This is a genomic window from Streptosporangium sp. OZ121, assembly GCF_051918885.1.
Classification (GTDB): Bacteria; Actinomycetota; Actinomycetes; order Streptosporangiales; family Streptosporangiaceae; genus Streptosporangium.
Window position 1 is genome coordinate 1 of the sequence record NZ_JBPXMC010000032.1, and the last position, 25830, is coordinate 25830.

Here is a 25830-nt window from a genome sequence, read left to right on the forward strand (position 1 = left end):
CGTCCCATGCCACTCTCCTCTCAACGAATGGCACAAGAATCCAAGAACCCGCCTCCACAAGACCAGGGGCACACCACGCCGGCGGAGTACATCGCTGCGCTTCGCTGGCTGGAGTCCGCCTCCCGGCCTTTGGTCGACCTGCAAGAGCCGAACACCGTCCGGGCGGCTCTTGATGCGATCGCGCTCCGCTTCGACGGGAAGCCAGCGGCGGCCAACGCGGTCCGCCGCAAGCGAGGCGTCTTCCACCACATGATGGAGACGGCAGTGGAGCTCAAAGAACTCCCGTCCAATCCGCTGAAACTGGTCAAGTGGAAGCCGCCGAAAGCCGCCGCTTCGGTTGACCCTCGCACAGTCGTCAACCCGGTTCAGGCTCGGGCGCTTCTGGCTGCGGTGACACAGGTAGGGCGCTCACGGGGTCCTCGCCTGGCAGCCCTGTTCGCCTGTATGTACTACGCGGCGCTCCGGCCGGAGGAGGCGGCGGGCCTGCGGCGACAGAACTGTGAACTTCCCGCCGAGGGCTGGGGATTGATCGTTCTGGAGAGGGCGCGCCCCCAGGCAAACAAGCGATGGACCGACTCGGGGGAGAGCCACGACTCGCGAGGACTTAAGCACCGGGCTGTTGACGACACCAGGGAGATTCCCATCCCTCCTCGCCTTGTGCGGATCCTTCGCGAGCACATCGAGAGGCACGGCGTCGCCGGCGACGGCAGGCTGTTTCGCACATCGGGTGGGCGGCCGTTCTCCGCCTCGGCCTACTCGGGGGTCTGGCGGATCGCGCGGGAACTGGCGCTCACTCCGGAGCAGGCGGCCTCACCACTGGCCGCCCGGCCGTACGACCTGAGGCATGCTGCGGTCTCGCTCTGGCTGAACGCCGGGGTTCCTCCGACCGAGGTAGCCCAGCGTGCCGGTCATGGTGTTGATGTTCTTCTGCGTGTCTACGCCAAGTGCATCGAAGGACAGAGACCACGAGCCAACCGGCAAATATCTGACGCGCTCGACGTCTGAGCCACTAGGAATTGGAAGGCCCTGGCTCTTGTCGGGGCCTTCTTGTTATGGGTCTTATTCGCCCTGTTCAGAGGGCGATCCTGATCGGAGCTCGCCCTGCGCGAGGCAGTGGTGATCACGGGTAGGGGCGACGCCTTCCTCAGGTGGAGGCTATCGGCACATCACCCGACGCCATGACAAAAAACGCGTGATCACCGCGGTAGATCTTTCCTTGCTGGTCATCGTCTGGCACCTGCTGTCCGACCCCGATGCTCACTTCGTCAACCCGGGAGTGACTACTACGCCAATCGGGCCGGCTCGGAACGCAAAAAGTGCGGCCACATCCGCCGGCCTGAAGCCTTTGGCGATCTGGCCATGCGTCATCCGACTTCCGGATTTCTCGTTACCATCTCCGTTGGAGGCGATTTAATGTACAAGTACAGTCGCGACGAAGAGACATGGGATCAGCTTACGGAGGTTGGACTGGAGTTTCTCATCGAGCGTGCTCAAAGTCCAAGCGCGACGTCGTACGAGGATCTCAACAATGCTTTGATGCAGAGAACTGGCCTTCCCGGCTTCGATTTTGGGCGGGCTGATGAGCGAGCTGGTATCGGATACCTCTTGGGGCTGATCGTGAAGAGGACCTATCCAGAAACCAAGCTGATGATCTCGGCACTCGTGACACATAAGGGCGGAACCGACCCGGGTGGCGGCTTCTACGCCCTGGCAACAGAGCTTAAGCTGCTCCGGCCAGGTGCTTCAAAAGCTGAGAGAGACACGTTCTGGGTGAAGCAGTACACCCGCGTGCAGGAGCACTACTCCGGAGCGGGCCGGCCCGGGTCTTACTGATCCGTTGGGCGTCCCGTGTAGCCGTTCTAGAAGACTCTCGGCTCAATTTGCATGTGATGGGTTTTGAGACGGTACAGGGGTGATGTGACTCCAGTCGCCTTGGCCGGCTACTGGAGTCATAGGCATTCCTTCCAAGACTGACGTATGCCTCGCATCTATCCGCTCGTCGCGAGTACTCGTGACGAGCGGATGGCCCCAGCGTCGCTTGAGGCAAAACTTTCCGGCACGATGATCTGCTTCGAAGGGCGAAGACTCACTCTGTGGACGTCTGAGTCGTTGGCCGCGATCTGCGAGAACGCACTCAAGATCATCACGTGCATGCTCCGTGGCCACTGACATGTGGCTGCCTACAGTGGCATGCAGCTGCCTGCGGCTAGCGGAGGGGGAGTGCGCGAAAGCCCAGGTGGGCAAGCGTTCTCGCTGGTTGGAAGAGTGCCCCCGGCATGATTCGAACATGCGACACCCGCTTTAGGAGAGCGGTGCTCTATCCCCTGAGCTACGGAGGCAGGGGCTCCTAGTAAGAGTAGCGAAAGTGGCGAGTGGTTGCGCGCTCCGAGGGGGAGTTGGGGGCAGAGGGTGGGTTATCGCTTCGCTGACCTGGAGTAAAAGGGCGGCAAGTGGGCGGGTGTGGGGTGGTGGGCGAGGTTAGCGTCACGTTCCGTGATCGACAGGCGACGGAAGCGCATCCGCGGGCATCGCGCCCTGCGACCGGTGGTGCTGTGTGGCGCGATGCTGGCACCCGCGCTTCTGGCCGGGGGGTTACTGGTGGCCGAGCTCACCGGCTACGAGGCGGCCATCCAGATGGCCGACGCCGATGCGGAGCCTGAGGGACCTGGCGAGGCCGAAGTACCCGCAAAAGCCGAAAAGGGCAGGGGGGCCGCAGAGGCAGCGGAGACGGAAGAAGCCGAGGAATCCGGGGAAGCGGAGACGCTTCATGGAGATGAAGGTCTCTGGGCGAAGGGTGGGGAACGGCAGGGCCCCCAGGGGAGTGGGGGAGCCTGGACCGGTGCGGCGTCGCGGCTGGGGGCCGGGAGGCCTGGCGGGTCGCCGGACGAGGAGACGCCGGGGGACGCGGTGGCCGTGGTGCCGGTCGTGGTCGGGCCCGTACGGAGCCGGATGTTCGAGCCGAGGCTGCTGCCTCCGCCATTGCGGCCGGAGCGGGTGTACGGGGGATGGGTACCCGTCGCGGCGAAATCGGGAGTGCGTCACGCGGAAGATGGCCCGAGTGGGTCCGGCCAGTTGGATGGTGCCCATGAGTCAAATGGGACGGATGGTGCGGGTGAGACAGATGTGGTCGTTCCCATAAAGACCCGCCCGCAAGGCTCCAGAGGGCCACGGAAGGTGGCATTGCCGCCCTCTGTGGCGCCTGAGCCTCGGGGGGAGCGAACGCCGCCACTCGCGCCACCTGAGCCCCGCGAGGGGTGTTCGGCGGAGTGGAAGGGGACGTGGCTCTGGGAGGTCTGCAAGAAGCGCGCGCGGCAAGAAGTCTGACTTGTCCGGTCCCAAAATGGGGTGTTCGGCGCATAGCGGCTGTGGAGAGTCTGGCCCGTGCACTTGGTCAGCTGTAGTAGCGTGCGTGCCTGACCCAGGTCACGAGTTCGCAAACGGAGGGGTCGAACGTGCCACCTCGTCGATCAGCGGGTCTGATCGCCGTCGTCGCGACAATGACTTCCTTCCTGCCGGGAGCCGCTGCCGCGCAGCGGGCGCCGGCGGAGGTTCAGGCCGTCGTCGCCGCGGAGCCGGTGAATCTCACAGAACTGCGTCGCGAGGCGGAGAAGGCCGCCAAGGATCTTGAGGCCGCGACCAAGGCGCTGGAGCAGAGGCGGACCCAGATCCGCACCTCGGAGAAGGAGCTCTCCACCAAGCTGCGGGAATTGCAGGTGGCCGAGAGGGCCTTCGCCCAGGTAAGGCAGCCGCTGTCGGACCTCGTCGGGGTCCTCTACCAGCAGCCGACCGGTGGTGACGTGGCCGGTTTCCTGTCCGGTGAGTCCGACACCGACACCCTGCGCGCGATGGCCGGTCTCACCCAGATCGTCGCCGAGCGTGACCTGATCCTTGAGGACAGCAGCCGCCTGCAACTGGAACGGGAGCGCCTGGCGGGCGAGGCGCAGGAACTCCGGGCGAGCAACCTCCTCGCGGAGGCGCAGATGGGCGCCGAGATCGAGACGCTCAGGGTGCGCTCGCAGAAGATCGTGCAGTCCCTGACCAAGGCCCTGGTGAAGCTGGGCGTCAAGATCAACAAGAAGGGGCAGCCGGCGGCCGGGTGCGACCCGACCAGGGCGACCTCGATGAGCGAGTTCCCCAACGGGCTCATCCCGCAGGCGTACCTCTGCCCCCTCCAGCAGCGGGGCAACCAGCTGCGGGGGGACGCCGCGCTCGCGTTCATCAGCCTCAACGAGGCGTACAAGCGGCAGTTCGGCAGGCCGATGTGCGTGACCGACAGCTACCGGAGCCTGGCCGAGCAGCAGTCGGTCTACTACACCCGTCCAGGCCTGGCGGCGATCCCGGGCCGCAGCAACCACGGCCTGGGCCTCGCCGTCGACCTGTGCGGGGGCGTCGAGCGCTTCCGCTCGGCCGAGTTCAACTGGCTGGAGACCAACGGCAAGAAGTTCGGCTGGATTCACCCCAAGTGGGCCTACGTCAGCCCCTTCGAGCCCTGGCACTGGGAGTACGACCCCAAGATCGGATCCCTGCTGTAAGGGCTCGGTCGCGGTCTCGCGGGCGCTGTACCTGCGGCCAGTGCTCGGTGTCGGGTCAGAGTTCTCCGGTGCGGATGCCTGTCAGGAAGTTGTTCCAGGCCGCGGGGGTGAAGGTCAGCGCTGGGCCGGACGGGTCCTTGCTGTCGCGTACGGCGACGAGTCCCGGCAGGTTGGTGGCCACCTCGACGCAGTTGTTGTTGGCTCCGCTGAGGCTGGAGGTGCGGAATTCGGCGCCGGACAGGTCAGGGGAGATCATGGTTGCTCCTCAACGCTCGTCGCCGGGTCAGATCTCTCCGCTGCGGATGCCTGTCAGGAAGTCGTCCCAGGCCGTCGGAGAGAAGGTCAGCACAGGGCCGAACGGGTCCTTGCTGTCGCGTACGGCGATGAGCGCCGGCAGGTTGGTGGCCACTTCGACGCAGCCGTTGCCGCCGTCGCTGAGGGTGGATTTGCGCCACGCGGGGGTAACTGCCAGGTCCGGCATCTCGGCATCCTCCGTACGTTCAGGTTGCGGTCGCAATGGCACGGAGAAAGGTGAGGGAATCATCGGGATTAAGTGCCATCGCGCATAGATGGTTGAAAACCAGGTTGTACTGGTGAACTTCGGTATCTGCTTCGATGTAGATGCTACTCGCCATCGTCTCGATATAAACGACGTCTGGTTGGGTGCCAGGAAGGTTCAGGATTGCGAAGGGACCAACGACGGCGGGATGCGCTCCAGCATCATGCGGTAGGACCTGAATCGTCACGTGCGGTTGCCGAGCCTGAGTAAGCAGGTGGGCGCATTGCTTGCTCATCACTTCGGGATCGCCCATCACGCGGCGGAGCGCGGCCTCGTCGATGATCGAATGGATGTGCAGGGGCTCGGGTTTGCCCAACGCGGCCTGGCGGGTCATCCGAACCTCGACGCGCCGGTCGATCTCCTCGGCCGGTTTCTGAGACATCATCGTCGCCTTGATGACAGCTTGTGCGTACTCCTCGGTCTGGAGTAGCCCGTGTACGAGCTGCATGCTGTAGCACCTGATCGCGGTGGCGTCGGACTCCAGGCCGATGTAGCCCGCGTAGTCGGATGGCAGGTCATCGTAGACGTCCCACCATCCGTGCTCACGAGCTGACGCCTGCAAGGTGATCAGACTCTGACGTACTTTCCCTGATACTCCGTAAGTGTCCAGCAGGGTGATCAAGTCGGCGGCCTTCACCCGGGATGCGCAGTGCTCGATACGACTGATCTTGGATGGCTGCCATCCGACTCGTCGCGCCGCTTGCTCCCCGGTAAGTCCTTGGAGCTCACGAAGCCTGCGCAACTCTGATGCCAGTTGGCGCTGCCGTACCGTCGGACCCGAGCCAGCCATCATGATCCAGTCTTCCGTGAAAAATAGAAGTTTCTAAAATTCTTCCGGAAATCCTAGCGTCCTGTTGTCATCGGGAGAGATGATGCCTGCGATGTAAGAATCGCGCGACGGCTGGAGGACCACTGATGCCCCCTGTCTCGTCACCCTTCCGGGCTATGTGCGTTATGTCGCCATTCGTGCTGTGGGCGTACATACGTTCCCTTGCCGGGGATGGTGCGAATCAGGGATTCGTCTTTCAGGATGCGCAAGACCTTCTGGATCGTGGTCCTGGCGACGCCGAACTCCTGTTCCAGCTGGGTAAGGCTAGGAATAACGGATCTTTCCCGATATTCACCACTTACTATGCGCTCACGAAGGGTGCTGTAAAGCTGCTCCCAGATTGTGCGATCTTCGTCCCACTCCATGATCCGTACCGTAAAGGGCTGCACTTTGCCCTACTCAACCTGCTCAGGCTCTACCCTGCTCCACTGTGGTGCACCAGGGTAGAGCCTGCTACTCCCTCTGCTCGTGCCTAGTAACACGAGACCCGTCCGGCGCTGCAACGACCGGACGGGTCCTTGATCAGGAAGTGAGTCCTGACCCGTGAACAACCCTAGTGCTCCGGTCCTCGACCGGACCACGGCGAGCGGCTGCGCCTGTTTCGCCGACGTACCGCCGTTGCCGATGGGGTGTGCCGCCTGCGGGCACGCCCCCTACGCGCACGGTTGCCCCGACCAGCCCGCCGATCATGAGCACGAGTACGCGCAGCCCTCGGGCGCCTTGATGGCCATCCGTCTGGAGGCCCGCCGCACCGGGAATCGCTCTCCGTCCTACTTCGAGCCGCGCGCCCCCGCGCGCCGGGCCGAGGCGATCTCCCCGGTGCCCGCCCAGCGGTCCGCGGAGCAGGCCCAGGCCCAGGCCCAGGCCCAGGCAGAGGCACAGGCAGAGGCACAGGCACAGGCACAGGCCACGAAGGTCTCGCCGGTGTCCGTTCTGCGTCCTCCCCGGCAGGCTCGGACCGTACCGGCGCCGTCATCGTGCCGGGTGCGCGGCCGTCGTCGCCCGCCGCTCCCATCCAGGGCCGTTCTGACCAGGCCGCCCCGGCCCGATGCCGGGCGTCATCGCGCGCCCCACCCAACCCGGCCACTTCGGTCCCGGGGCATCGGGCACCACCTTGGGCGAACAACCGCCCGCATCCCGTGCCGCGCGGTGCTCACTCCAGCTCCGTACCGGCCGTCCGGCCCGTACGGTCCACCCCTCCATGTCCTTTCCCGCTTCACAAGGCGGGCCCGTCCACCGCTACCAACGACCGGACGGGCCCTTGATGGGATGGAGGTCCAATCAATGGACGATGGTGAATCCGGCACACCCGAACAGGCCATCCCCGGCTGGCGGCTGATTCTCAGTGACGCCGGGCGGCTGTGGGCCAGTCGGGAGGAGCCCTTCTCAGCGGTCGCGTTCGACGCCGGGGCCGAACGGACCGTCGACGCCGACACCCTCGATGCCCTGCGGGCCGAGACCGACCGGCAGGAAACCATCGCTGGGGAGGCCGTCGCCGGGGAGGCTCAGGAGGAGCGGGCCGCGGGGCGGGTGATCTCGTGATCCGCCGCGTTCCGATCAGGCGGGCCTCCGCTCGCGGGCGCCACCGCGACGGCCTGGCCGCCGCCGCCGTACCCCACTACGCCTGGGACCACGAGGCCCGCGCCGAGGCCGCATTGCTGCAGATCACCTGGCCGGGGTGGGCCGTGCTGTATGGCACCGGCAGCCGTCTCTTCCACGCCATCGCCACCTGGCCTACCCCGGAACCGCTGCTGCTCTGCGACCGGACCGTCGAGGGCCTGAAAACCCAGATGCGCGAGGCCGAGATGACCGCGATCACTCGGCGTTGGGCGTTCACCGGGACCGATCGTCCCTGAGCCGGGGGGGTACGGCGGCCAGAGCTTCCCGGCTCGGGTCGCCGTGCCCTCCACCGGTCGTCGTGAGATTCATCCCCCGCGAGGGCCGATCGTGATGGAGAGCCGCCCGCCGGCCTGGGCGGAGGCCAGCTCGGTCGCCTGGGCTGACGTGGTGGCGAGCACGACGAGCGCGCCCCGCTCCGACTCCCCGCCCGGGGTGGCCAGGACCATGACGTCCTCGGCCGCGATGGTCGCCGGAGCATCGCCGTCCCATGTCGAGGTGGCGGCGAGCACGTCCACCACGTCACCCGGGGAGAGCAGGCGCGCGGTCTCGGGATCGGCGACGCGTACCGGGGTGGCGACCGTCCCCTCGCCGTGGGCGGCCAGCAGGCCGGGGCCGAGCAGGCGGACGTCGGTCAGCGGCTCCCCGCGCCGCGCCGGACCCGTCAGGATCCTTCCCGCGTACGGCGTGCCGGGCCTCAGGGCGCCGTCGGGGACCGTACCGGGTCTCAGCGGGGCCGGTGTCAGGTCGGCCGGCTCCAGCACGCCTCCGGGAAGATCCCTGGCGGCGGTCAGGACGGTCACCGAGGCGGTGTCCGGGCGCAGCGCCAGCACGGCGCATCCCATCGCGAGGGCGGCGACGGCGGTGGCGATGAGACGGTGACGGCGGTCGAGGAAGCGGCGCAGAGCGCGCATGGCTGACTCCAAGGGTGGGAGTCGGGCGGCGCGGTGCCCGTGATGGGTGGGACATTCCCGCCGAGTGGTGGCGTGGTGCCCGTGGCGGGTGGGATGCCCCGCCGAGTGGCGGGGCGGTGTCCGGGGTGGGTGGGATGCCCCGCCGATCGGCGGGGCGGGGTGGATCGAGGGTTCTCGACGGATCCGGGTGGCGTGGCCGGGGGAGCGGGATTCAGCCCTTTTCGGTTTTCGCCGGGTGACTCACCTGGCGGTGATGCCGGGGCCGCCGGCCGCAGGATCAGCCGGGGAGGTCGAAGGGGAGCTTGAGGCCGTCCAGGGCGTTCTGGCAGGGGCAGGTGCGCTCTTCGGGGAGGGCGGCGACGATGTCGCCGATGAGGGAGCGCATGCGGCCGACGTTGGTGGCGAAGAAGGCGAGGACCTCGTCGTGGGTGACCCCCTCGCCCGCCTCGACCCCGGCGTCGTGGTCGGTGACGAGGGAGACCGAGGTGTAGCAGAGGGCGAGCTCGCGGGCGAGGACGGCCTCGGGGGAGGCGGTCATGCCGATGATCGACCAGCCGTTGCCGCTGAACCAGCGGGACTCGGCGCGGGTCGAGAAGCGCGGGCCCTCGATGACCACGAGGGCGCCGCCGTCGGTCACCTCCCAGTCGGCGGAACGCGCGGTGGAGACGGCCGCCGCGCGGCCCGAGGGGCAGTAGGGGTCGGCGAAGGCGACGTGGACGACGCCGTCCGCGTCGTAGTAGGTCTGCACCCGGCCCGAGGTGCGGTCGACGATCTGGTCGGGGACGACCAGGGCGCCGGGGCCGATCTCGGCGCGCAGGGAGCCGACCGCGCTGGGGGCGAGGACCTGGCGGACGCCGAGGGAACGCAGTGCCCACAGGTTCGCCCGGTAGGGGATCCGGTGCGGGGGGAAGCGGTGGTCGCGGCCGTGGCGGGGCAAAAAGGCGACCGAGCGCGACCCGATCCGGCCGACGGTGACGACGTCGCTGGGAGGGCCGTACGGCGTGGTGATCTCGACTTCTGTGGCGTCGTCGAGCAGGGAGTAGAAGCCCGAGCCGCCGATGACTCCGATGTCCGCGCGAGTGACCATGGAGCCGAGGTTAGCGCCACGGGCCGGTCCCTGAGGAGCCAGGGTGACGGCCTGTGGATAACCGCTTCCCCGGGTAGTCGCCCGATCGCTTTCGGTGAAAACGGTGGGACGTCGATCGGAGGTCACGCGTGCTGTGCTGAACCGACCGCGGGCCGTCCGGTGATGACCGGCGGCGGGCGGAGGGGCCGGGGCTCGTCGCCCCCGCTTCGGCCGGTGGAGGAGCGGGTGGGAAGCCATGGCCGGGGGCGGCCGGTCGGACGGCCGCCCGGGGGAGGGGGTGGTGGGTTCGAGGGGACGGGGACGGGGACGCGGCTCAGGAGGCCGCGGCGGCCGTGCTGCTCGCGGTCTTCGTCGACGTGGAGTCCGACGAGGACGAGGAGCTCGACGACTTCGACGAGGACGAGTCGGACGAGCTCGACGAGTCGGACGACTTCGAACCGGAGGAGTCCGACGAACTCGACGAGCTCGACGAACCGTTCGCGGACGTCACCGTGCTCGACGACGAGGACCGGCTGTCGGTCCGGTAGAAGCCCGAGCCCTTGAAGACGATGCCGACCGCGGAGAACACCTTGCGCAGGTCGCCCGCGCAGCTCGGGCACTCGGTGAGAGCGTCGTCGGAGAACTTCTGGACGATTTCGAACTGGTTGTTACAGGCTGTGCAGGCGTACTGGTAGGTGGGCACGCGCTCCTCCTCGTAATGATCCGCGCCGATTGGCACTCTAGTGGCGCGACTGCTAATGGTACGCAGCCGACAAGCTTAAACGCGAGTCGGAGTCCTCGCATTCCGTAGCTGAATCCCGGTCAGGTGCCGCGTTCGCCGAACCAGCCCGCGAGCTTGCCCTTGCGGCTGATCGCGCGCATCCGGCGTTCGACCGTGTCGCGGCAGGCGGCCGTGGTCACCACCAGCAACTGATCGTCGGTCCTGATCCTCGTGGAGTCGGTGGGGACGAACGTCCGGCCGTCTCTGACGATCAACGTCACCTGGGCGTCCGTGGGCAGCCGCAGCTCGAAGATCTCCACACCGTGCAGCTTGGACGTCGGCGGCACCCTGACCTGGAGCAGGTCGGCGTTGAGCTCCTCCAGCGGCGCCGACTCGACCTCCAGGTCGCGGGCCTCGTCAGGGGTGGACAGCTTGAGGAGCTTCGCGACGAACGGCAGCGTCGGCCCCTGCAACAGGGTGTAGACGATGACGATCACGAAGACCTCGTTGAACACGAACTTGGCGGTGCCGTCCGGAACGGAGGTGGCGGCCCAGGGAATGGTTGCGAGCACGATGGGCACCGCGCCGCGCAGCCCGGCCCACGACAGGAAGGCCTGCTCCCGCCAGCCCAGCCGGTCGATGCGCATCAGCCGGACCAGCAGCGAGGAAACCATGATCGACAAAGGGCGGGCCACCGCGACCAGGATCAGCCCGGCCACCAGGCCGGGCACGATCGCGGCAGGCATCTCCGACGGGCTGGCCAGCATGCCGAGCATGACGAACAGGCCGATCTGCGCCAGCCAGGCCACGCCCTCGGCGAAACCCCGCGAGGACGCGCGGTGCGGCATCCGGGAGTTGCCCATGACCAGTGCCGCGAGATAGATCGCGAGGAAGCCGCTGCCGTGCAGCAGCGTGGCTCCCGCGTAGGCGACGAACGCGAGCGCGAGCACCGCGATGGGGTACAGGCCGGAGACGGGCAGCGCGATGCGGCGCAGCGCGTACGCGCCGAGCGGGGCGACCGCCAGGCCGACGGCCGCGCCCACCACGAGTTCCAGGAGCACCTCGAACAGCGCCATCCCCAGGCTGGGCGAGGTGGCGGCACTCAGCAGCATGACGGCGATCACCGTGGGCGCGTCGTTGAGGCCCGACTCGGCCTCCAGGATGCCGGCGAGGCGCGAGGGCAGGGGCAGGCGGCGCAGTACGGAGAAGACGGCGGCCGCGTCGGTGGAGGCGAGGATCGCGCCGAGCAGGAGCGCGGTCCGCCAGTCCATGCCGAGGATGAGGTGCACCGGGATCGCGACGGCCGCGATGCTCACCCCCACGCCGACGGTGGCGAGTACCAGGGCGGTGGGAATGGCGCCCTTGACGTGGCTCCAGGTGGTGGTCAGGCCGCCCTCGGCCAGGATGATCGCCAGTGCGATCAGGCCTATTTCCTGCGCGAGTTGGGGGTTCTCGAACTGCAACCCGATCCCGGACTCGCCGACGAGCAACCCGAAGCCCAGGAAGATCAGGAGGCTGGGCAGTCCGCTCCGATGGGCGACACGTACTGCGACGATGGCCGCGATGACGATTCCGGCACCGAGAAGCAGCCAGACGTCCAGTCCCATCTGGTCCCCCCTCTGACTCCGGGGACCATTGTGTCGCATTCGAGAGGGGCGCCACGCACGAGCGGCGCGTACTCCCTGTCACGATTCCGACGCCTTCAGCCCCGCGTCCAGCGGCGTTTCCGCCGGTCGGTCACACCTGTGCTCCTCGGTCGGTCACGCCCCGTTCCGCCGGTCGGTCACACCTGCGCGGCGGTGGTCTTGAAAATTCCCTCGGGGGTCGCCGCGTAGCGGACCGCGAGGTCGTGGGGCTCGGTGGGCACGTCGTCGAGCAGCTCGCCCTCGTGGAGCAGTGCCACCGTCGGCACGTTCGGGCCGACCCTGGCCAGCGCCCGGTCGTAGGAGCCGCCGCCGCGGCCCAGCCGTACCCCGGTGGACCTGTCCACCGCGAGCGCGGGCACGATCACCAGGGCCGCGGTCCTGACGGCGTCGACGCCGCGCCGGGTGTCGACCGGTTCCATGATCCCGAAGCGGCCGGGGGCGAGGGTGTCGGGGCCGTCGTACACCGCCCAGTCGAGATCGTCGTCGTCGCGGAGCACCGGCAGGATCACGGTCGCGCCGTGTTTCCACAGGGCGAAGACCAGCCCGTGGGTCGCCGGTTCGGTCCCGATCGACCAGTAGCACGCGACCAGCCCGGCCATCTGGACCCAGGGCCGGTCCAGCAGGGATTCCCTGATCTGGACGGAGGCCGCGTGCCGCTTCTCGCCGGGGATCGAGGCGCGTGCGGCCTCGATCGTGGCACGCAGCGTCAGCTTGTCCACAGGTCCCTCCATTAAGGTTTCGGTTATGGCCGACTTCGAAGCTGTGACGAAAGCAGTCGTTCCCGCGGCGGGTATGGGCACCCGTTTTCTTCCGGCGACCAAGGCGACCCCCAAGGAGATGTTGCCCATCGTCGACAAGCCCGCGATCCAGTATGTCGTCGAGGAGGCCGTCTCCGCCGGGCTGCTCGACGTTCTCATGGTCACCGGGAAGAACAAGCGTTCCATCGAGGATCACTTCGACCGGGCCCACGAGCTTGAGGAGATCCTGGAGGCCAAGGGCGACGACGAGCGCCTCTCCCAGGTGCGGGAGCCCGCCGACCTGGCCACCCTGCACTACGTACGGCAGGGCACGCCGCGCGGCCTCGGCCACGCCGTCCTGTGCGCCAAGCAGCACGTGGGCGACCATCCCTTCGCCTGCCTGCTCGGCGACGACCTCATCGACCACCGCGACGAGCTCCTCAAGCGCATGATCGAGGTACGCGGCACGCACGGCGGCAGCGTCATCGCGCTGATGGAGGTCCCCCAGGAGCAGGTCTCCCTGTACGGCTGCGCCGCCATCGAACCCACCGGTGAGGACGACGTGGTCAGGGTGACCGACCTGGTGGAGAAGCCCCCCGCCGACGAGGCCCCGTCCAACTGGGCCATCATCGGCCGGTACGTGATCGACCCGGCCGTCTTCGAGGTCCTGGAGAACACCCCGCCGGGGCGCGGCAACGAGATCCAGCTCACCGACGCGCTCCGTACCCTCGCCGGGCGTGGCGCCGACCAGGGCGGCCCGGTGCACGGCGTGCTGTTCAGGGGGCGTCGCTACGACACCGGCGACAAGCTCGAATACCTGCGCACGGTGGTGCGGTTCGCCGCCGAGCGTCCCGACCTGGCGCCCGATTTCATGCCCTGGCTCAAGGAGTTCCTGGCCTCGCGATGAGCTCCCTGAAATCGGTCGACGATCACCTCTCCGACATCCTCCGCACCGTGCGGGTGCTCGCCCCGCTGGAGCTGGAGCTGGAACGGGCGCTGGGCACCACGCTGGCCGAGGAGGTCACGGCCCCGGTCTCGCTGCCGCCCTTCGACAACTCGGCGATGGACGGCTACGCCGTGCGGGCCGAGGACGTCGCGGACGCCCCGGTGACGCTCCCGGTGATCGACGACATCGCGGCCGGAGACGGCCGGTTGCAGGCCATCGGTCCCGGTATGGCGATGCGGATCATGACCGGGGCCCCGCTGCCCGCCGGGGCCGACGCGGTGGTCCCGGTCGAGTGGACCGACGGCGGCACCGCGCAGGTCGCGATCGGCCGCCCGGCGGGGAAGGGCCACGCCATCCGCAGGTCCGGGGAGGACGTGCGGGCGGGCGACGTCGTCCTGCCCGTGGGCACCCCGATCGGCCCCGCGCAGCTCGGGGTGCTGGCGGGTGTCGGCCGCCGCAGGGTTCTCGTACGGCCACGCCCGCGGGTGGTCGTGATCTCCACCGGAGCCGAGCTGGTCGAGCCCGGCCTGCCGTTGGGACCCGGCCAGATCTGGGAGTCCAACAGCTTCGCCCTGATCGCCGGTGTCCGCGAGGCGGGTGGCGAGGGCTACCGGGCGGGGATCGTCGGCGACGACGCCGCGGGGTTCCTCGACCAGCTCGACGCGCAGCTGCTGCGGGCCGACCTCGTGATCACCAGCGGCGGTGTCTCGATGGGCGCGTACGAGCCCGTCAAGGAGGCTCTCGGCCCGCTCGGCACGGTCCGCTTCGAGCGGGTCGCCATGCAGCCGGGCATGCCCCAGGGGTTCGGCGTGGTCGGCGAGGACCAGGTGCCGATCTTCGCGTTGCCCGGCAACCCGGTCTCATCGTTCGTGTCGTTCGTCCTGTTCGTCCGGCCGGCGCTGCGCAGGATGCAGGGCCTGCCCGAGGAGCCCACGCCGACCGTGCGGGCGGTCACCACCGGCCCGATCCGCTCGCCAGAGGGCAAGCGCTCCTACCTGCGCGGCGTGCTCGGCCCCGGCGGTACGGTCGGCCCGGTGCGCGGGCAGGGTTCCCACCAGCTCGCCGCCCTGGCCGCGGCCAACGCCCTGATCGTGGTGCCCGAGGACGTCACCGAGCTTCCCGAGGGTACGGACGTGGAGGTCATCCCCCTGTGAACCCTGTGAACGATCGGGACCGGAGCGAAGCGGCCGGACTCACCCACCTCGACGAGACCGGCGCGGCGCGCATGGTGGACGTCTCGGCCAAGGACGTCTCCCTCCGTACGGCGACAGCCACCGGCCGGGTGCTGCTGTCCGCCGAGGCCGTGGCGCTGCTGCGGTCGGGGGAGGTCCCCAAGGGCGACGCGATCGGCACCGCGCGGATCGCCGGGATCATGGGCGCCAAGCGGACCCCCGACCTGATCCCGCTCTGCCACCCCATCGCGCTGCACGGGGTCAAGGTCGAGCTGGTCGTGGTCGACGACGGCGTGGAGATCACGGCACGGGTCAGGACCGCCGACCGTACCGGCGTCGAGATGGAGGCGCTGACCGCGGTCTCGGTCGCCGCGCTCGCCCTGATCGACATGGTCAAGGCGGTCGACCCGGCGGCCGTGATCACCGATGTCCGCGTCGAGGAGAAGACCGGCGGCAAGACGGGGATCTGGACCCGCCCCTGACATCCCGCTCCGGGATATCCCGCCTCGAGCCATCCCGCTCCGGGATATCCCGCCTCGTGACACCCCAGGACGGGATGTCACGAGGCGGAGGGAACATCCCGTCACGAAGGACGCCTGATCTTCGGGAGACCGGATCCCCGATAGGCCGGGTCCTCAGCAGGCCGGGTCCTCGAAGACCGGGCCCCCGGGAGACTGGGAGGATGAGCCCATGAGAGCTCTGGTGATCACCGCGTCCAACCGGGCCGCGGCGGGGACGTACGAGGACACCTCGGGGAGGCTGCTGGCCGATCTGCTGGCGGCGGCCGGGTGCGACGTGGACGGCCCGGAGGTGGTCCCCGACGGCGAGCCGGTCGAGGCGGCGCTGCGGTCCGGGGTCGCCGAGGGGTACGACGTGATCGTCACCACCGGCGGCACCGGCCTGACCCCGGCGGACCTCACCCCGGAGATGACCCGGCGGGTGATCGACAGGGAGGTTCCCGGCATCGCCGAGGCCATCCGCCAGGTGAACCGGGACAAAGTACCCACCTCCATCCTGTCCCGTGGGCTCGCCGGGCAAGCGGGCAGCACGTTGATCGTCAATCTGCCGGGTTCCTCGGGAGGGGTGCGCGACGGCATGGGCGTGCTGTCTCCCGTGCTCAGGCATGCCGTGGACCAGATCCGGGGCGGAGATCACCCCCGCTGATCCGCCTCCCCCGCTCCCATGGCACGGCGGGCCTTCTTCGGGAGATGATGAGGGCGTGGATCGACTTCGTGGCTGGCCGGTGACCCTTGCGGAAGGCCCGGTAGGACTTCGGCCGCTGCGGCTGCGGGACGTGCGCGTCTGGCGGGAATCGCGGCTGCGCAACGCGAACTGGCTCCGTCCCTGGGAGCCGAGCAATCCCGAGACCCCTCTCTTCAAGACCGGTCTCGGTCCTTACATCTCCATGGCCGGAACCCTGCGCAGGGAGGCCAGGCAGGGTCTCGCGCTGCCGTGGGTCGTCACCTACGAGGGCGCCTTCGCCGGGCAGCTCACCGTGGGCGCCATCGTCTGGGGCTCCGCCAGGTCGGCCCAGATCGGCTACTGGGTGGACGGGGCGCTGGCCGGTCGCGGGATCACCCCCACCGCGGTCGCCATGGCCGTCGACCACTGCTTCTTCACCACCGGGCTGCACCGCGTCGAGGCCAATATCCGCCCAGAGAACCATGCGAGCCGCAGAGTGGTTGAAAAGCTCGGTTTCAGGGAAGAAGGGATCAGACGTCGGCACCTGCACATCGACGGTGCCTGGCGCGACCACATCTGTTACGCACTCACGGTCGAAGACGCCCCGAGGGGGTTGCTCGTACGGTGGCGGCGAGCCCGTGAGGCGGCCGCCCACGGTGGCACTCCGCACGAAGAGGTTTGAAGATCTCGCGACACACCGCATCGAATGCTCGTCAAATAGTGACACGCGGTCTTACGGTGCGTGACATGAGCAGATTGAGGACGCCGGGAGACCATGCGCGTCTTCATGCTGCCCGGAGGTGGCCGTGAGCAGCGGTGTCGTTCTCTACCTGGCCATCGTCGTCATGTGGCTGTGCGTGCTCGTGCCCATGTGGCTGCATCGCGACCGGAACACCCTGGCCGAGACCCACAAGGACATCGAGCCGTACGCCTACGACGAGCGGGCGGTCGACGAGGACTCGGCCGAGACCCTCACCGAGCCCCTGCCCGTCTCCTCCCCCGACCTGCCCGAGCCCTCGCTCTCCCCGGAGGGGGAGGTTCCGTCGCCCGGTGCCGAGGAAGCCTCGCCGGGTGCCCAGGCAGCGTCCGAGACCGGGAGTGAGGCCCAGCCCGCCCGGCCCCCGGCCGGGAAGCCCGCACCCGGCAGGACCGCCGCCGGCAGGGCCGCGTCCGAGCGCCGCCGCGCGGAACTCCGCCGCCGGGGCAAGCAGGTGGCCAAGCGCAGGCGTCTGACGCTCTGGTGCGTGCTGCTCCTGCTCGCCTCCGTGGTGACGGCGGCCGTCCAGGTCATCCCCTGGTGGGGTGTGGCGCCCTCAGTGGTGCTCCTGGGCGCCTACATGGCCGTTCTCAGGGTCACGGTCCAGATCGACGCCGAGCGGCGCGCAGCCATCGTCCAGGCCCGCGCGGAACGTGCCAAGCGCGCCCGCCGCCGTGCCGCCCTACTGGAGGCCCAGCGCCCCGTGGCCGAGATCATCGACCTGGCCGCGCACCGCGACGAGATCTTCGACCAGTACGCGGAGACGCCCCGCCGCGCGGTCGGCGACTGACCCGCGCTCCGGATGGCGCGAGCGCCCCCGGAAGTTTGCTAATCTAGTCCACGTCTTGGGGATGTAGCGCAGTCCGGTAGCGCACTTCGTTCGCATCGAAGGGGTCAGGGGTTCGAATCCCCTCATCTCCACAAGACGAAAGGCCCGATTCCAGATCATGGAACCGGGCCTTTTCGCTGTTCAGAGGCCATGAGGTCGCTTCGTTCTCCGAGGGGCGTACGGCCTCCGAAGGACCTTCGCGGACCGGGATCAGCGAAAAGTCGGCGACCGCCGTGCGAGCCCTGTTGGTGTCAGGAGGAGAACAGCCTCCAGTGCCCCTCGGACACGACGTCGACGGTGCCCTCGGTCACTCTGATGGCGGTCTCGTCGTCGATCGCATACGCCGGACCTGGGATTCCGGCCGCCCATCTTTCCGCGTGGGCCATGGTGTTCTCCGGCAGGAGCTCGTGATCCAGGTGCGGGAAGATCGAGAAGTCGACGACGCCCAGTGTGTTGTCGCTCCCGGCGGGCGGTTCCCAACCGACGAAGTCCTCTCCGATACGGGGGGTCATCACCATGCTTCCGGCGCTCAGTCCCACCCAGACCGTCTTGCGTAGCGACGGCAGGAGATCCGCCAGCCCCGACTGTCGCATCCAGTGGCACAGGTACAGGGCGTCGCCGCCATTCACCAGCAGGACGTCTGTCTCTCGGACCCACGGGATCCAGCGTTCTTCGTCGATGCTGGGCAGCGCGGTGAGTTCCAGCACTCCCAAGGACTTCCAACCCAGCTCGCACATGGGGGTGGAGGACCGACCGCTGATGAAACGCCATGCCCCACCGGGACTGCCCTGGGGGTGCCCGTAGCTGGCGGTGGGGATACAGAGGGCGTTGGAGTCGGCGATTGGTTTGCCCAGTAAGTCGACCAGCGCGCTGTGGATGCTCGGGTTCTTGACGCCGCCGGAAGTGAGAAGAAGCTTCACGCTTGCCTCCTGTACGGAGCGGTCATGACGCTCTCGTCGAGAGTCGGGAGATCGGTGCATACGAGCGCTGATCATGGCGTACAAGACCGACAAATTCGTGCCGGGCGCGGGAAACGCGGCTTCTCGTAGCCATGGTCACCCCAGGGTGGGCGGCTGGTCGGAGTCAGCGAAAAGTCAGCGGACCCGCTGACATGGGAGCGCAGCGGGGATCAACGGACGTCATCGTCACGGCACCTGACGGCACCGGATGGCATCCGATGACCGGAAGCGGTATGCCCCACCGGGGTTCGCATCGAAGGGGTCAGGGGTTCGAATCCCCTCATCTCCACCAGGTCAGAGGCCACTTCCGAGAGATCGGGAGTGGCCTCTTGCGTTGCCGGGTGACTAACTGAGTGACTACGGTTCTGATCGTTTCTTCAGAGCAATTGTCAAACCCTGTGTATCGATGAGTGGGGTCGGACTTCCCAGGTCGGCCGTTGGATCTGATCGTTGTACACGATGATGTCGGCGTGATCGGCCGGGCGGGCTGTGGCGAAATAGAGCTGTTGGGAGGGGATATAGCGGTTGCGCCAGGACCGTTCGATTTCGGCGGTGTCGGCGGTGTCGGCGGTGGATCCGGCCAGCGCTGTGCCTCGGTCCCGGGCACGATCTACCGTCTGCTCGAATGGGACGGACACGAAGATGCGCAGGTCCCACCGGTCGATGAGTTCTGGGCGCAGGAGGAAGACGCCGTCGAAGAGCAGTACGGCGTCTGCGGGGGCGGTCGTGACCGGCGGGGACGATGGGGTGTCGGTGTCTCTGTCGTAGACCGTGTGTTGGAACCTTCGGTCTCCGCTTGGGCCCAGCGGATCGAGCAGGAACCGGCACAGCGCGGTGTGGTCGTGGGCGTCGAAGTAGCAGCCTTCGGCCGAGTACTGGCCGCGTCGGTAGCGCTGTGCACGGGGGAAGAGGAAGTCGTCGATGGTCGCGCGGATGACGTCGCGGTCCTGTGCGCGCAGGACGACGGCGAGCTCGTCGGCCAGCGTGGTCTTGCCGGCGGCGGGCGGCCCGTCGATGGCGACCCGCAGCGGGTGCGCGGTCGTGACGGATCTGATCGCCTCGGCCAGCCGACTGATGAGCTCGCCGCGGGTGCCTTGGTCCATTGCTGCCTCTCTCACCGTCGGCGCGTCGGCCATGCGTGAGACCTACAGACGATCACCGGGAAGGTACACCCCTCCCGGCCGATCCACAGGTCTCAATCATTACTCAGCAACTGAACCAGAGTGGCTGGTCCGTATCGCGCAGGGAGCCGCCTGAAATCTGGGTGGAGTCGGCCAGATGGCCTTCCGCCCTCGTTACGGTGGAGCAGTTCAAAGGGGCGCACATGAGCAGCGACCTGCGCGAGCAGGTCGTGGCCGCGGGGCTGCCGATGGACAACATGGCGTACATAAGCGTCCTGCCGTGAGCCTGTCAGCTCTAAGGCGTCGGTCATATCCGACAGTGAGCCTTTTTCATCGTGACGGTGCTGGTCACGGGAGGCGCAGGAACCGGGGTCGAGGCCGAGATGAAGCTCCCGGTAAGGACAGCAGTCGACCAAGATCCGATGCCCGAACCGGGAGCCTTGTTGTTGTCTTACCGTGCCGCGATTCCGCTGTCAGGTGATGGTGCACTGACTGGAAGTGGGAAGAGGCGGCGAGGTATTCGTCATGGGCATGCCGATGTCGAACCCGAAGTTCGCGTACTTGTTCGGCAGGATGACGCCGTTCCACGACGCAGGTCTCCACACGTTCGTCGAGAACCTCTTCACATTCCAGTACAGGTGAACGACCGCGCCCGCCGAGAAGGGAAAGTCGATGACCGCCTCCCAGGTGGTCGACGGCGCCGTGCCGGTGTTGGTCAGCTGCGCATCGACCTGCCACCTGTACTGCCCGCCGACGGTCGCCCGGTAGTTGGCTTTGAACGTCAGCGTGCAGGTGGTGGCGGCGTCAGCGGGGGTCACGACGGTGAACGCGCCGAGTAGGGCGGCCACCAGCCACATGGTCAGGCGCCGTCGCCGGCGGACATGTCGTTCTGTCATTTGCCACTCCTGTCAGGAAGTGCGCGCGATGAAAGCAGCGCGCATAGGCGATGGTCGAACGATACGGTCGGCGTCGAACACCGTCAACGGCGCCGAAAGTTTCAGCTATTCAATAGCAGCCATATTCATGTCTCACAGACCTGTGAAACAAAATAGCTCAATGAGCTATTTTCATCCTGCGCCCCGCAGGTCAGAGGAATGTATCTCCGCTGCCGACTTCCTCACCTGTGCCCAAGGATTCCGGCGGAGCATCACCACACTTCGGATGTGAGCCGCATCGACGCTGGTCAGAGTTCGCTGCGAAAGAGGTTGAAAAGGGCTCAGTGGTCGCCGGGCAGGTATGCTCGAGGGTTGCCCTGATTGTGCGTGACGGGCCAGGATCGCTCGCGTGAGCGTCTTTTGTGAGTACTACCGGGCTGCGGATCGTGCGGCGGCGACCGTTCAACCGGACCGTTCCCGTGTGATCGACGATCCTGAGTACGGAGTCGCCGGGTTCGACGCCGTGGAGACCAAATGGATCGACCCTCAGGTGATCCTGGGCCAGCTCGTGGCGTTCATCGGCGATGTCGACTTCTCCTTCGGCCTGGTCGATGCGGTGCCCCTGTACCCCTCGTATCCCGATCCGGCCCCGCAGACCGACGAGGAGTGGGATGCCCTGCCTGAGGACTCCCCCTACCTGGGTGGGGCGGCCATCTACGAGTTGTCGATGAACGCGCGCGACATCCTCGCCGGAGCGGACGACTCATCACTGCCCGCGGTGGCGGAACGCTGGACGAAGATCGAGGAGTTCTCTTCCTACTCCTCGGACGACAGGGAATACCTGCTGTCCCTGGTCAAGGATCTTGTCGGGCTGGCTCGCCGCGCGAAGGAGCACGACCAACTGCTCTACTGCTGGATGTTCGTCTGACCGAGGTGGTCACCGAAAGAGTCCGGCCTCAATGGAGACCTCTGCCTCTGCGAGAGGGATGACCACGTCCTCACCCTGAGCGTGTCGATACGGCGAGACCACGCAGTCGTCCACAGCGAGAGATCAAAGCACAGCCGAGCTCATTCTGTTAGGCGCTCTCAGCGGGAAGCGATCTTCCTGGGCGCGGGAAGCGATCTTCGCAACCTCCCTCGCGCCCCAGATCGAGCCGCTGGAGGTCGTCGAGCGGCTCGTCGATGCGGCGCAGCCACGCCCACAGCGGCGAACGCGCCTCGCGCCGCCTCGAGACCGGGTCGGCGACGAACGGCAGCGGCCGCCCGCCCAGCGCCTGCTGCACGAGGTACGGATCGACGTAGAGGATCCGGTAGCCGAAGCCCTCGTCCGTGCCCGGCCTGCCGTCGTGCACCTCGTCGGGATGCAGGACGTGCCAGTCACCGGGCAGGCAGTGGCGCGGCTCACCCCGGTAGCGGAACGTCTGCACGCCCGCCAGGGTTACCCCGATCGCGTAGGTGTCGTGCCGGTGCGGCGCGAACCCCGCACCGACCGGCGATGCCTCAAGATGCTCGATCCCCGCGGCGCCGGAGCCGAACCGCAGCCGATGCCCGCCCGCTCCCGCGGCCAGATGGCCCCGGAGCCCGTCGAGGCCGCCCGCCCGGCCGCCGTCGTCGTCACGACACCGCCCCGTCATCGGCCCAGGTTAACCCCCCGGCCGCCCCCGGCGCCCGGCAGGCGGGCGCCAGTGCGGTGACCGGAGACGGTTGCCGGTCCCGCGTGTAGCCGCCGGCATCGACTGGATGTCTCTTGCGGGTCCGGCCGATGCGAGAAGGCGCGGTGGCGGAACCGGTCAGGGTACGACGACCGACGGACGCCGGAGGGCAGAGACCGCAGCGGATCGTGCGCCGGGGCGGCACCGGCTCGGTGCGCCCCCGGCGGGCGATGACCGCGCCGGCTTCCGCCGGGGGCGACACCGTACCGATTCGTTCAGCCAGGCCGTGGCTCGGCGGGAGGCTGCGAGCGGGTGGCTACTTGGTGATGAAGGGCACGAGGACGGCGTTGACCTCCTCGGCGTGGGTCCAGAGCATGCCGTGCGGCGCACCGTCGATCTCCACATACTCGGCCTCGGGGAACGCTGCGTGGAACGGACGGCCGGTGACGTCGATGGGCAGGATGTTGTCCGCGGTGCCGTGGGCGATCAGCGCCGGCTTGCCGCTCGCGCGCACCGCCTCGACATCGGCGGCGAAGTCCTCGATCCAGCTCGACACGACCGCGTACGCGGCGACAGGCGCGCTGCCGGAGGCGGTGTTCCAGCTCGCCGTCACCGCCTCCTGCGAGATGCGGGTGCCGAGGTTCTCGTCGAGGTTGTAGAAGTTCTTGTAGAACTCGGTGAACCAGGCGAACCGGTCGGCCTTCGCGGAAGCCTCGATGCCGTCGAAGAGCGACTGCGGCACGCCCTGACCGAGCATCCCGGGCTCGAGCGACGCCAGGAAGGCGAACTTCGCCACCCGGTCGGTGCCGAACAGCTTCGCGTAGCGCGCCAGCTCCCCGGTGCCCATCGAGAATCCGACGAGGATGACGTCGGTCAGGTCCAGCTCCGTGAGCAGCGTGTTCAGGTCACCGGCGAAGGTGTCGTAGTCGTAGCCGGCCTCGACCTTCGAGGACTTGCCGAACCCGCGGCGGTCATAGGTGATGACCCGGTGACCCGCGGCGCGGATCTCACGCGCCTGACGCTCCCAGGACGACCCGTCCAGCGGATAGCCGTGGATCAGCACGACCGGCTGGCCGGTGCCGTGGTCTTCGTAATACAGCTCGATCGGCGTGGAGTTCTCTTGCCCGACGGTGATGTAACCCATGATGACCTCTCTCGCCATTCCGCTGAGAACGTTCGTTCTCGGCGTGTGGCCATTACACTAGAGAACGATGGTTCTCAGCGCAAGTCGGGGAGATGAACACAGGATGCCCAGCCAGCAGACGATCGGAACGGCGGGCACCGAGCACGAGCACATCGTGCGGGTCGCCGACCAGCTCTTCTACGAGCGCGGCATCCAGGCCGTCGGCATGGATGCGATCAGAACGGCGGCCGGCGTTCCCCTGAAGCGGCTCTACGCCCAGTTCCCATCGAAAGCCGCTCTCCTGGCCGAGGTGCTGCGGTACCGCTCCGGCATCTGGGATGCCGGCATCTCCGCGGCCGCCGCCGACGCCGACACTCCACGCGACAAGCTGCTGGCCGTCTACGACTTCCTCGACGCCTGGTTCCGCACGGACGACTTCCGTGGCTGCGGATTCATCAACGCCTTCGGCGAAATGAGCGCCGTCTCGCCCGAAGTCGCGGCGATCGCACGTGATCACAAGAAGCGTTTCCAGCTCTACGTCTCCACCCTCGTCGACGACCTCGGCGCTCCACCGCACCTCGCCGACCAGCTCTCCATCCTCGCCGAGGGCGCCCAGACCACCGCCGCCATCAGCGGCGTCCCGGCGGCGGCCGCCCACGCTCGCGCCGCGGCCGCGACCCTGATCGATGCGGCCATCTCGATGTCGCCGGATGAGCGCAGCACGACCTCAACCAGGAACTGATCTCAAAGCGGTTCCTTCGGGGGCGTGCATCTGACACCCCGGTTCGCCAGGCCACCCGCCGGTAACGTGCGCGACCGCCCTGGGCAGCCAGGTCTTTCAGCGAGGACGCGGCGGTGCGGTAACCGCCGGCTGCGCTGATCGCGAGCAGGACAGTTGTCTCGGCATTCGATCAGGCTGGCGGTGAGGCGCCCGCCGGCTGCCCGGTCATCGACCGGCCGCCGGCGGCAGCCCGCGATACGCATGACCCTGATCGGCTCCTCGTCCAGGGCCCAGATTCTCAACGCCTCATCCACCGACGGATTCAACAGCGCGCCGAGCATGGCGGGCACCGTGCCGGGCCGGTGGCTGGCGAAATCGTTCCACCGCCGGTAGCCCACTTCGGCGACGGCGGCCGGATCGAGCCACTCGCAGGTGGACATCACGCCCAAGCCGAACGTATCGGAGATGCGTGGCCCGATCGTGGAGTGGTGCTTCAGCCAGGACGGTCAAGGTGTTCAGCGCGAGCAACACACCCGGCGAGTGGGGCGACAAGTCGGCGCGCTGGCTGTCGAGGTGCTCATGCACCAGCGTGAACCATCCGCCTGATTGCCGCTCCACCGCAGCTGTGGCGTCGGCCAGCAGGGCGCGCACCAGGTCGGTGAAGGCCTGTCGCGGCTCGGGGCGGGTGAACAGGGGGGCGGCGATGCGCGTGGTCAGCGCCGTCAGTTCCGCATCCCAGCACACGACGCGATCGTAGGTCAGGGCGTACGTCACGCACCAACGATGACCCGACTACGTCCCGTGGGGGAGCCGAACGAATCAAGACCTGCGAATGTAGTACCGGTGCCGCCCGGCGGCGGGGATGGCCGGTCGCCGCGAGGGGAGCGTCAGGCGGAATCGCGCGCTGCGCGCGGCCGCACCATGGTCAGACCGTGGCGGCGAGAGGCAGGCGAGCCTCGACGACCCCGGGGTCGTCGGTGGGGCCGACGGTGGAGCCGAGACCGACCATGAGGCGGCGCATGCGCTGGTTGTTCCACAGAATGATGGCGTGGACCTCGGTGAGACCGCGGTCGCGGGCGACGCCGACGAGAACGCGGGCGAGCTCGGCGCCCAGGCCGCGCCCCTGCCAGTCGTCCTCGACGAGGAGGGCGAGCTCGGCCACGCCGGGGTCGGCGCAGTATACGAGGTTGGCCATGGCGCGGACCTGGCCGTTGTGGCAGGCGATGACGGACTCGCCCCGGTCGCGGTCGCAGAGCCGGTCGAACATGTGCCGGGGCAGGGCCGGCATGGCGGTGAAGTAGCGGAACCAGCGCGAGCCGGGGCTGCAGCGCCCGTGCAGGCCACGGACCGCTTCCTCGGAATCGGACGTCAGGGCGCGGACGAGGACCTCGGTGCCGTCCGTCAGGCACAGGGTGCGCTCGCCGACGGCCGGTCCTGCCGGGGGCCGGGTGCGGCGGGCGAAGGCGGCGGCGCGGGCGGCCTCGACGTCGCCGGCCGCGGCGGAGGTCCCGGCCGCGAACCCGTGCGCCTCGCCCCCGCTGCCGGACCGGACGAACAGGCCGATGATTCCACTTCCCCGCCGGGTCAGGGCGGACGCGAGGGAGGCGAGGTGGCCGGGCCGCCTGTCGACGGTGGTGCGGATGCGCACGAAGGACATGACGTGCTTCCTCCTGTTTCAGTGCCGTACTCGAACGTCTCAGAGGCTAGGGGGAGGCGCCGTCCTGCTGTACGTATAACGACATACAGTGCGATATATCTATAAAAGTTCATATACGGGTACTACATTCGCAGGCCTTGATGCGTTTCGCTCCGCCACGGGACGTAGTCGGGTCATCGTTGGTGCGTGACGTACGCTCTGACCGACGATCGCGT

The 25830-nt window shown here is 68.0% G+C and carries 28 protein-coding genes, 2 tRNA genes and 1 pseudogene; 14 read left to right on the forward strand and 17 right to left on the reverse strand.

Features of this window, described 5'->3' with window-relative positions:
• A partial coding sequence (locus ACTOQ1_RS36110; protein WP_440072468.1) for a tyrosine-type recombinase/integrase occupies positions 1-1005 on the forward strand: 1005 nt, incomplete at its 5' end.
• A 408-nt stretch (positions 1006-1413) separates the two neighbouring features.
• Positions 1414-1833 (forward strand): hypothetical protein, encoded by a 420-nt coding sequence (locus ACTOQ1_RS36115; RefSeq protein ID WP_440072469.1) that lies wholly within the window; start codon positions 1414-1416, stop codon positions 1831-1833.
• 433 nt (positions 1834-2266) lie between these two features.
• Here the strand turns inward: ACTOQ1_RS36115 and ACTOQ1_RS36120 are convergent.
• Positions 2267-2339 (reverse strand) — tRNA-Arg (locus tag ACTOQ1_RS36120).
• 1158 nt (positions 2340-3497) lie between these two features.
• Here ACTOQ1_RS36120 and ACTOQ1_RS36125 point away from each other — a divergent pair.
• The gene (locus tag ACTOQ1_RS36125; RefSeq protein ID WP_440072470.1) at positions 3498-4532 is read left to right on the forward strand and encodes a D-alanyl-D-alanine carboxypeptidase family protein; all 1035 of its coding nucleotides are present in this window, start codon (positions 3498-3500) and stop codon (positions 4530-4532) included.
• Positions 4533-4587: 55 nt separating this feature from the next.
• On the opposite strand, the gene ACTOQ1_RS36130 is transcribed toward ACTOQ1_RS36125, so the two are convergent.
• From ACTOQ1_RS36130 to ACTOQ1_RS36145, 4 genes are all read right to left on the reverse strand, one after another.
• Positions 4588-4788, reverse strand: a complete 201-nt coding sequence (locus ACTOQ1_RS36130; protein WP_440072471.1) for a DUF397 domain-containing protein — start codon at positions 4786-4788, stop codon at positions 4588-4590.
• 27 nt (positions 4789-4815) lie between these two features.
• The gene (locus ACTOQ1_RS36135; protein WP_440072472.1) at positions 4816-5013 is read right to left on the reverse strand and encodes a DUF397 domain-containing protein; all 198 of its coding nucleotides are present in this window, start codon (positions 5011-5013) and stop codon (positions 4816-4818) included.
• Between the two features lie 19 nt (positions 5014-5032).
• Positions 5033-5884, reverse strand: a complete 852-nt coding sequence (locus ACTOQ1_RS36140; protein WP_440072473.1) for a helix-turn-helix domain-containing protein — start codon at positions 5882-5884, stop codon at positions 5033-5035.
• Between the two features lie 137 nt (positions 5885-6021).
• Positions 6022-6285, reverse strand: a complete 264-nt coding sequence (locus ACTOQ1_RS36145; protein ID WP_440072474.1) for a winged helix-turn-helix domain-containing protein — start codon at positions 6283-6285, stop codon at positions 6022-6024.
• A gap of 919 nt (positions 6286-7204) precedes the next feature.
• Between ACTOQ1_RS36145 and ACTOQ1_RS36150 the strand changes: the two genes are divergently transcribed.
• Both ACTOQ1_RS36150 and ACTOQ1_RS36155 read left to right on the forward strand, forming a co-directional pair.
• Entirely contained in the window at positions 7205-7462 is a 258-nt protein-coding gene (locus tag ACTOQ1_RS36150; RefSeq protein WP_440072475.1) for a hypothetical protein, read from the forward strand.
• Positions 7459-7776, forward strand: a complete 318-nt coding sequence (locus ACTOQ1_RS36155) for a hypothetical protein (RefSeq protein ID WP_440072476.1) — start codon at positions 7459-7461, stop codon at positions 7774-7776. The genes ACTOQ1_RS36150 and ACTOQ1_RS36155 overlap by 4 nt, the downstream gene beginning before the upstream one ends.
• A 69-nt stretch (positions 7777-7845) precedes the next feature.
• Here ACTOQ1_RS36155 and ACTOQ1_RS36160 read toward each other — a convergent pair whose 3' ends face one another.
• The 5 genes from ACTOQ1_RS36160 to ACTOQ1_RS36180 form a co-directional block, all read right to left on the reverse strand.
• Entirely contained in the window at positions 7846-8451 is a 606-nt protein-coding gene (locus ACTOQ1_RS36160) for an RcpC/CpaB family pilus assembly protein (RefSeq protein ID WP_440072477.1), read from the reverse strand.
• A 277-nt stretch (positions 8452-8728) separates the two neighbouring features.
• Positions 8729-9538: an S-methyl-5'-thioadenosine phosphorylase gene (locus ACTOQ1_RS36165; RefSeq protein WP_440072478.1), complete on the reverse strand. Its 810-nt coding sequence runs from the start codon at positions 9536-9538 to the stop codon at positions 8729-8731.
• A gap of 313 nt (positions 9539-9851) precedes the next feature.
• Complete coding sequence (locus tag ACTOQ1_RS36170) at positions 9852-10220, reverse strand: FmdB family zinc ribbon protein (protein WP_440072479.1); 369 nt, start codon at positions 10218-10220, stop codon at positions 9852-9854.
• 119 nt (positions 10221-10339) lie between these two features.
• Positions 10340-11845: a potassium/proton antiporter gene (locus ACTOQ1_RS36175; protein ID WP_440072480.1), complete on the reverse strand. Its 1506-nt coding sequence runs from the start codon at positions 11843-11845 to the stop codon at positions 10340-10342.
• A 176-nt stretch (positions 11846-12021) separates the two neighbouring features.
• On the reverse strand, positions 12022-12603 hold the full coding sequence (locus ACTOQ1_RS36180) for a 5-formyltetrahydrofolate cyclo-ligase (RefSeq protein WP_440072481.1): 582 nt from the start codon (positions 12601-12603) through the stop codon (positions 12022-12024).
• A 25-nt stretch (positions 12604-12628) separates the two neighbouring features.
• Here ACTOQ1_RS36180 and galU point away from each other — a divergent pair, with 25 nt between their 5' ends.
• The 7 genes from galU to ACTOQ1_RS36215 all read left to right on the forward strand — a co-directional run bounded on the left by galU (position 12629) and on the right by ACTOQ1_RS36215 (position 17599).
• The gene (gene galU / locus ACTOQ1_RS36185; protein ID WP_440072482.1) at positions 12629-13528 is read left to right on the forward strand and encodes a UTP--glucose-1-phosphate uridylyltransferase GalU; all 900 of its coding nucleotides are present in this window, start codon (positions 12629-12631) and stop codon (positions 13526-13528) included.
• Between the two features lie 5 nt (positions 13529-13533).
• Complete coding sequence (gene glp, locus ACTOQ1_RS36190) at positions 13534-14721, forward strand: molybdotransferase-like divisome protein Glp (RefSeq protein ID WP_440072555.1); 1188 nt, start codon at positions 13534-13536, stop codon at positions 14719-14721.
• A 5-nt stretch (positions 14722-14726) separates the two neighbouring features.
• Complete coding sequence (gene moaC, locus ACTOQ1_RS36195; protein ID WP_440072483.1) at positions 14727-15221, forward strand: cyclic pyranopterin monophosphate synthase MoaC; 495 nt, start codon at positions 14727-14729, stop codon at positions 15219-15221.
• A 208-nt stretch (positions 15222-15429) separates the two neighbouring features.
• Positions 15430-15903, forward strand: a complete 474-nt coding sequence (locus tag ACTOQ1_RS36200) for a MogA/MoaB family molybdenum cofactor biosynthesis protein (RefSeq protein WP_440072484.1) — start codon at positions 15430-15432, stop codon at positions 15901-15903.
• A gap of 55 nt (positions 15904-15958) precedes the next feature.
• A complete protein-coding gene (locus tag ACTOQ1_RS36205; protein ID WP_440072485.1) occupies positions 15959-16603 on the forward strand; it encodes a GNAT family N-acetyltransferase in 645 nt (214 codons plus the stop codon).
• A gap of 124 nt (positions 16604-16727) precedes the next feature.
• Complete coding sequence (gene sepX, locus ACTOQ1_RS36210; RefSeq protein WP_440072486.1) at positions 16728-17468, forward strand: divisome protein SepX/GlpR; 741 nt, start codon at positions 16728-16730, stop codon at positions 17466-17468.
• Positions 17469-17525: 57 nt separating this feature from the next.
• A tRNA-Ala gene (locus tag ACTOQ1_RS36215) sits at positions 17526-17599 on the forward strand.
• Between the two features lie 159 nt (positions 17600-17758).
• Here ACTOQ1_RS36215 and ACTOQ1_RS36220 read toward each other — a convergent pair.
• From ACTOQ1_RS36220 to ACTOQ1_RS36230, 3 genes are all read right to left on the reverse strand, one after another.
• Positions 17759-18427 carry a Type 1 glutamine amidotransferase-like domain-containing protein gene (locus ACTOQ1_RS36220; protein WP_440072487.1) on the reverse strand — a complete coding sequence of 223 codons (669 nt, stop codon included), beginning with the start codon at positions 18425-18427 and terminating at the stop codon, positions 17759-17761.
• Between the two features lie 428 nt (positions 18428-18855).
• Positions 18856-19602, reverse strand: a complete 747-nt coding sequence (locus ACTOQ1_RS36225) for a cytidylate kinase family protein (RefSeq protein WP_440072488.1) — start codon at positions 19600-19602, stop codon at positions 18856-18858.
• Positions 19603-20060: 458 nt separating this feature from the next.
• Positions 20061-20483 (reverse strand): cellulose binding domain-containing protein, encoded by a 423-nt coding sequence (locus ACTOQ1_RS36230; protein WP_440072489.1) that lies wholly within the window; start codon positions 20481-20483, stop codon positions 20061-20063.
• A gap of 460 nt (positions 20484-20943) precedes the next feature.
• Here ACTOQ1_RS36230 and ACTOQ1_RS36235 point away from each other — a divergent pair, with 460 nt between their 5' ends.
• Positions 20944-21390: a hypothetical protein gene (locus ACTOQ1_RS36235; RefSeq protein WP_440072490.1), complete on the forward strand. Its 447-nt coding sequence runs from the start codon at positions 20944-20946 to the stop codon at positions 21388-21390.
• Positions 21391-21538: 148 nt separating this feature from the next.
• Here the strand turns inward: ACTOQ1_RS36235 and ACTOQ1_RS36240 are convergent, their stop codons facing one another.
• Entirely contained in the window at positions 21539-22096 is a 558-nt protein-coding gene (locus tag ACTOQ1_RS36240; protein WP_440072491.1) for an AraC family ligand binding domain-containing protein, read from the reverse strand.
• Positions 22097-22430: 334 nt separating this feature from the next.
• The gene (locus ACTOQ1_RS36245; RefSeq protein ID WP_440072492.1) at positions 22431-23258 is read right to left on the reverse strand and encodes an alpha/beta fold hydrolase; all 828 of its coding nucleotides are present in this window, start codon (positions 23256-23258) and stop codon (positions 22431-22433) included.
• 103 nt (positions 23259-23361) lie between these two features.
• Between ACTOQ1_RS36245 and ACTOQ1_RS36250 the strand changes: the two genes are divergently transcribed.
• Positions 23362-23979, forward strand: a complete 618-nt coding sequence (locus ACTOQ1_RS36250) for a TetR/AcrR family transcriptional regulator (RefSeq protein WP_440072493.1) — start codon at positions 23362-23364, stop codon at positions 23977-23979.
• Between the two features lie 609 nt (positions 23980-24588).
• On the opposite strand, the pseudogene ACTOQ1_RS36255 reads toward ACTOQ1_RS36250, so the two are convergent.
• Positions 24589-24732, reverse strand: a pseudogene (locus tag ACTOQ1_RS36255) (IS701 family transposase); the annotation flags it as partial.
• A 151-nt stretch (positions 24733-24883) separates the two neighbouring features.
• Complete coding sequence (locus ACTOQ1_RS36260; protein ID WP_440072494.1) at positions 24884-25615, reverse strand: N-acetyltransferase family protein; 732 nt, start codon at positions 25613-25615, stop codon at positions 24884-24886.
• Positions 25616-25830: the final 215 nt, after the last annotated feature.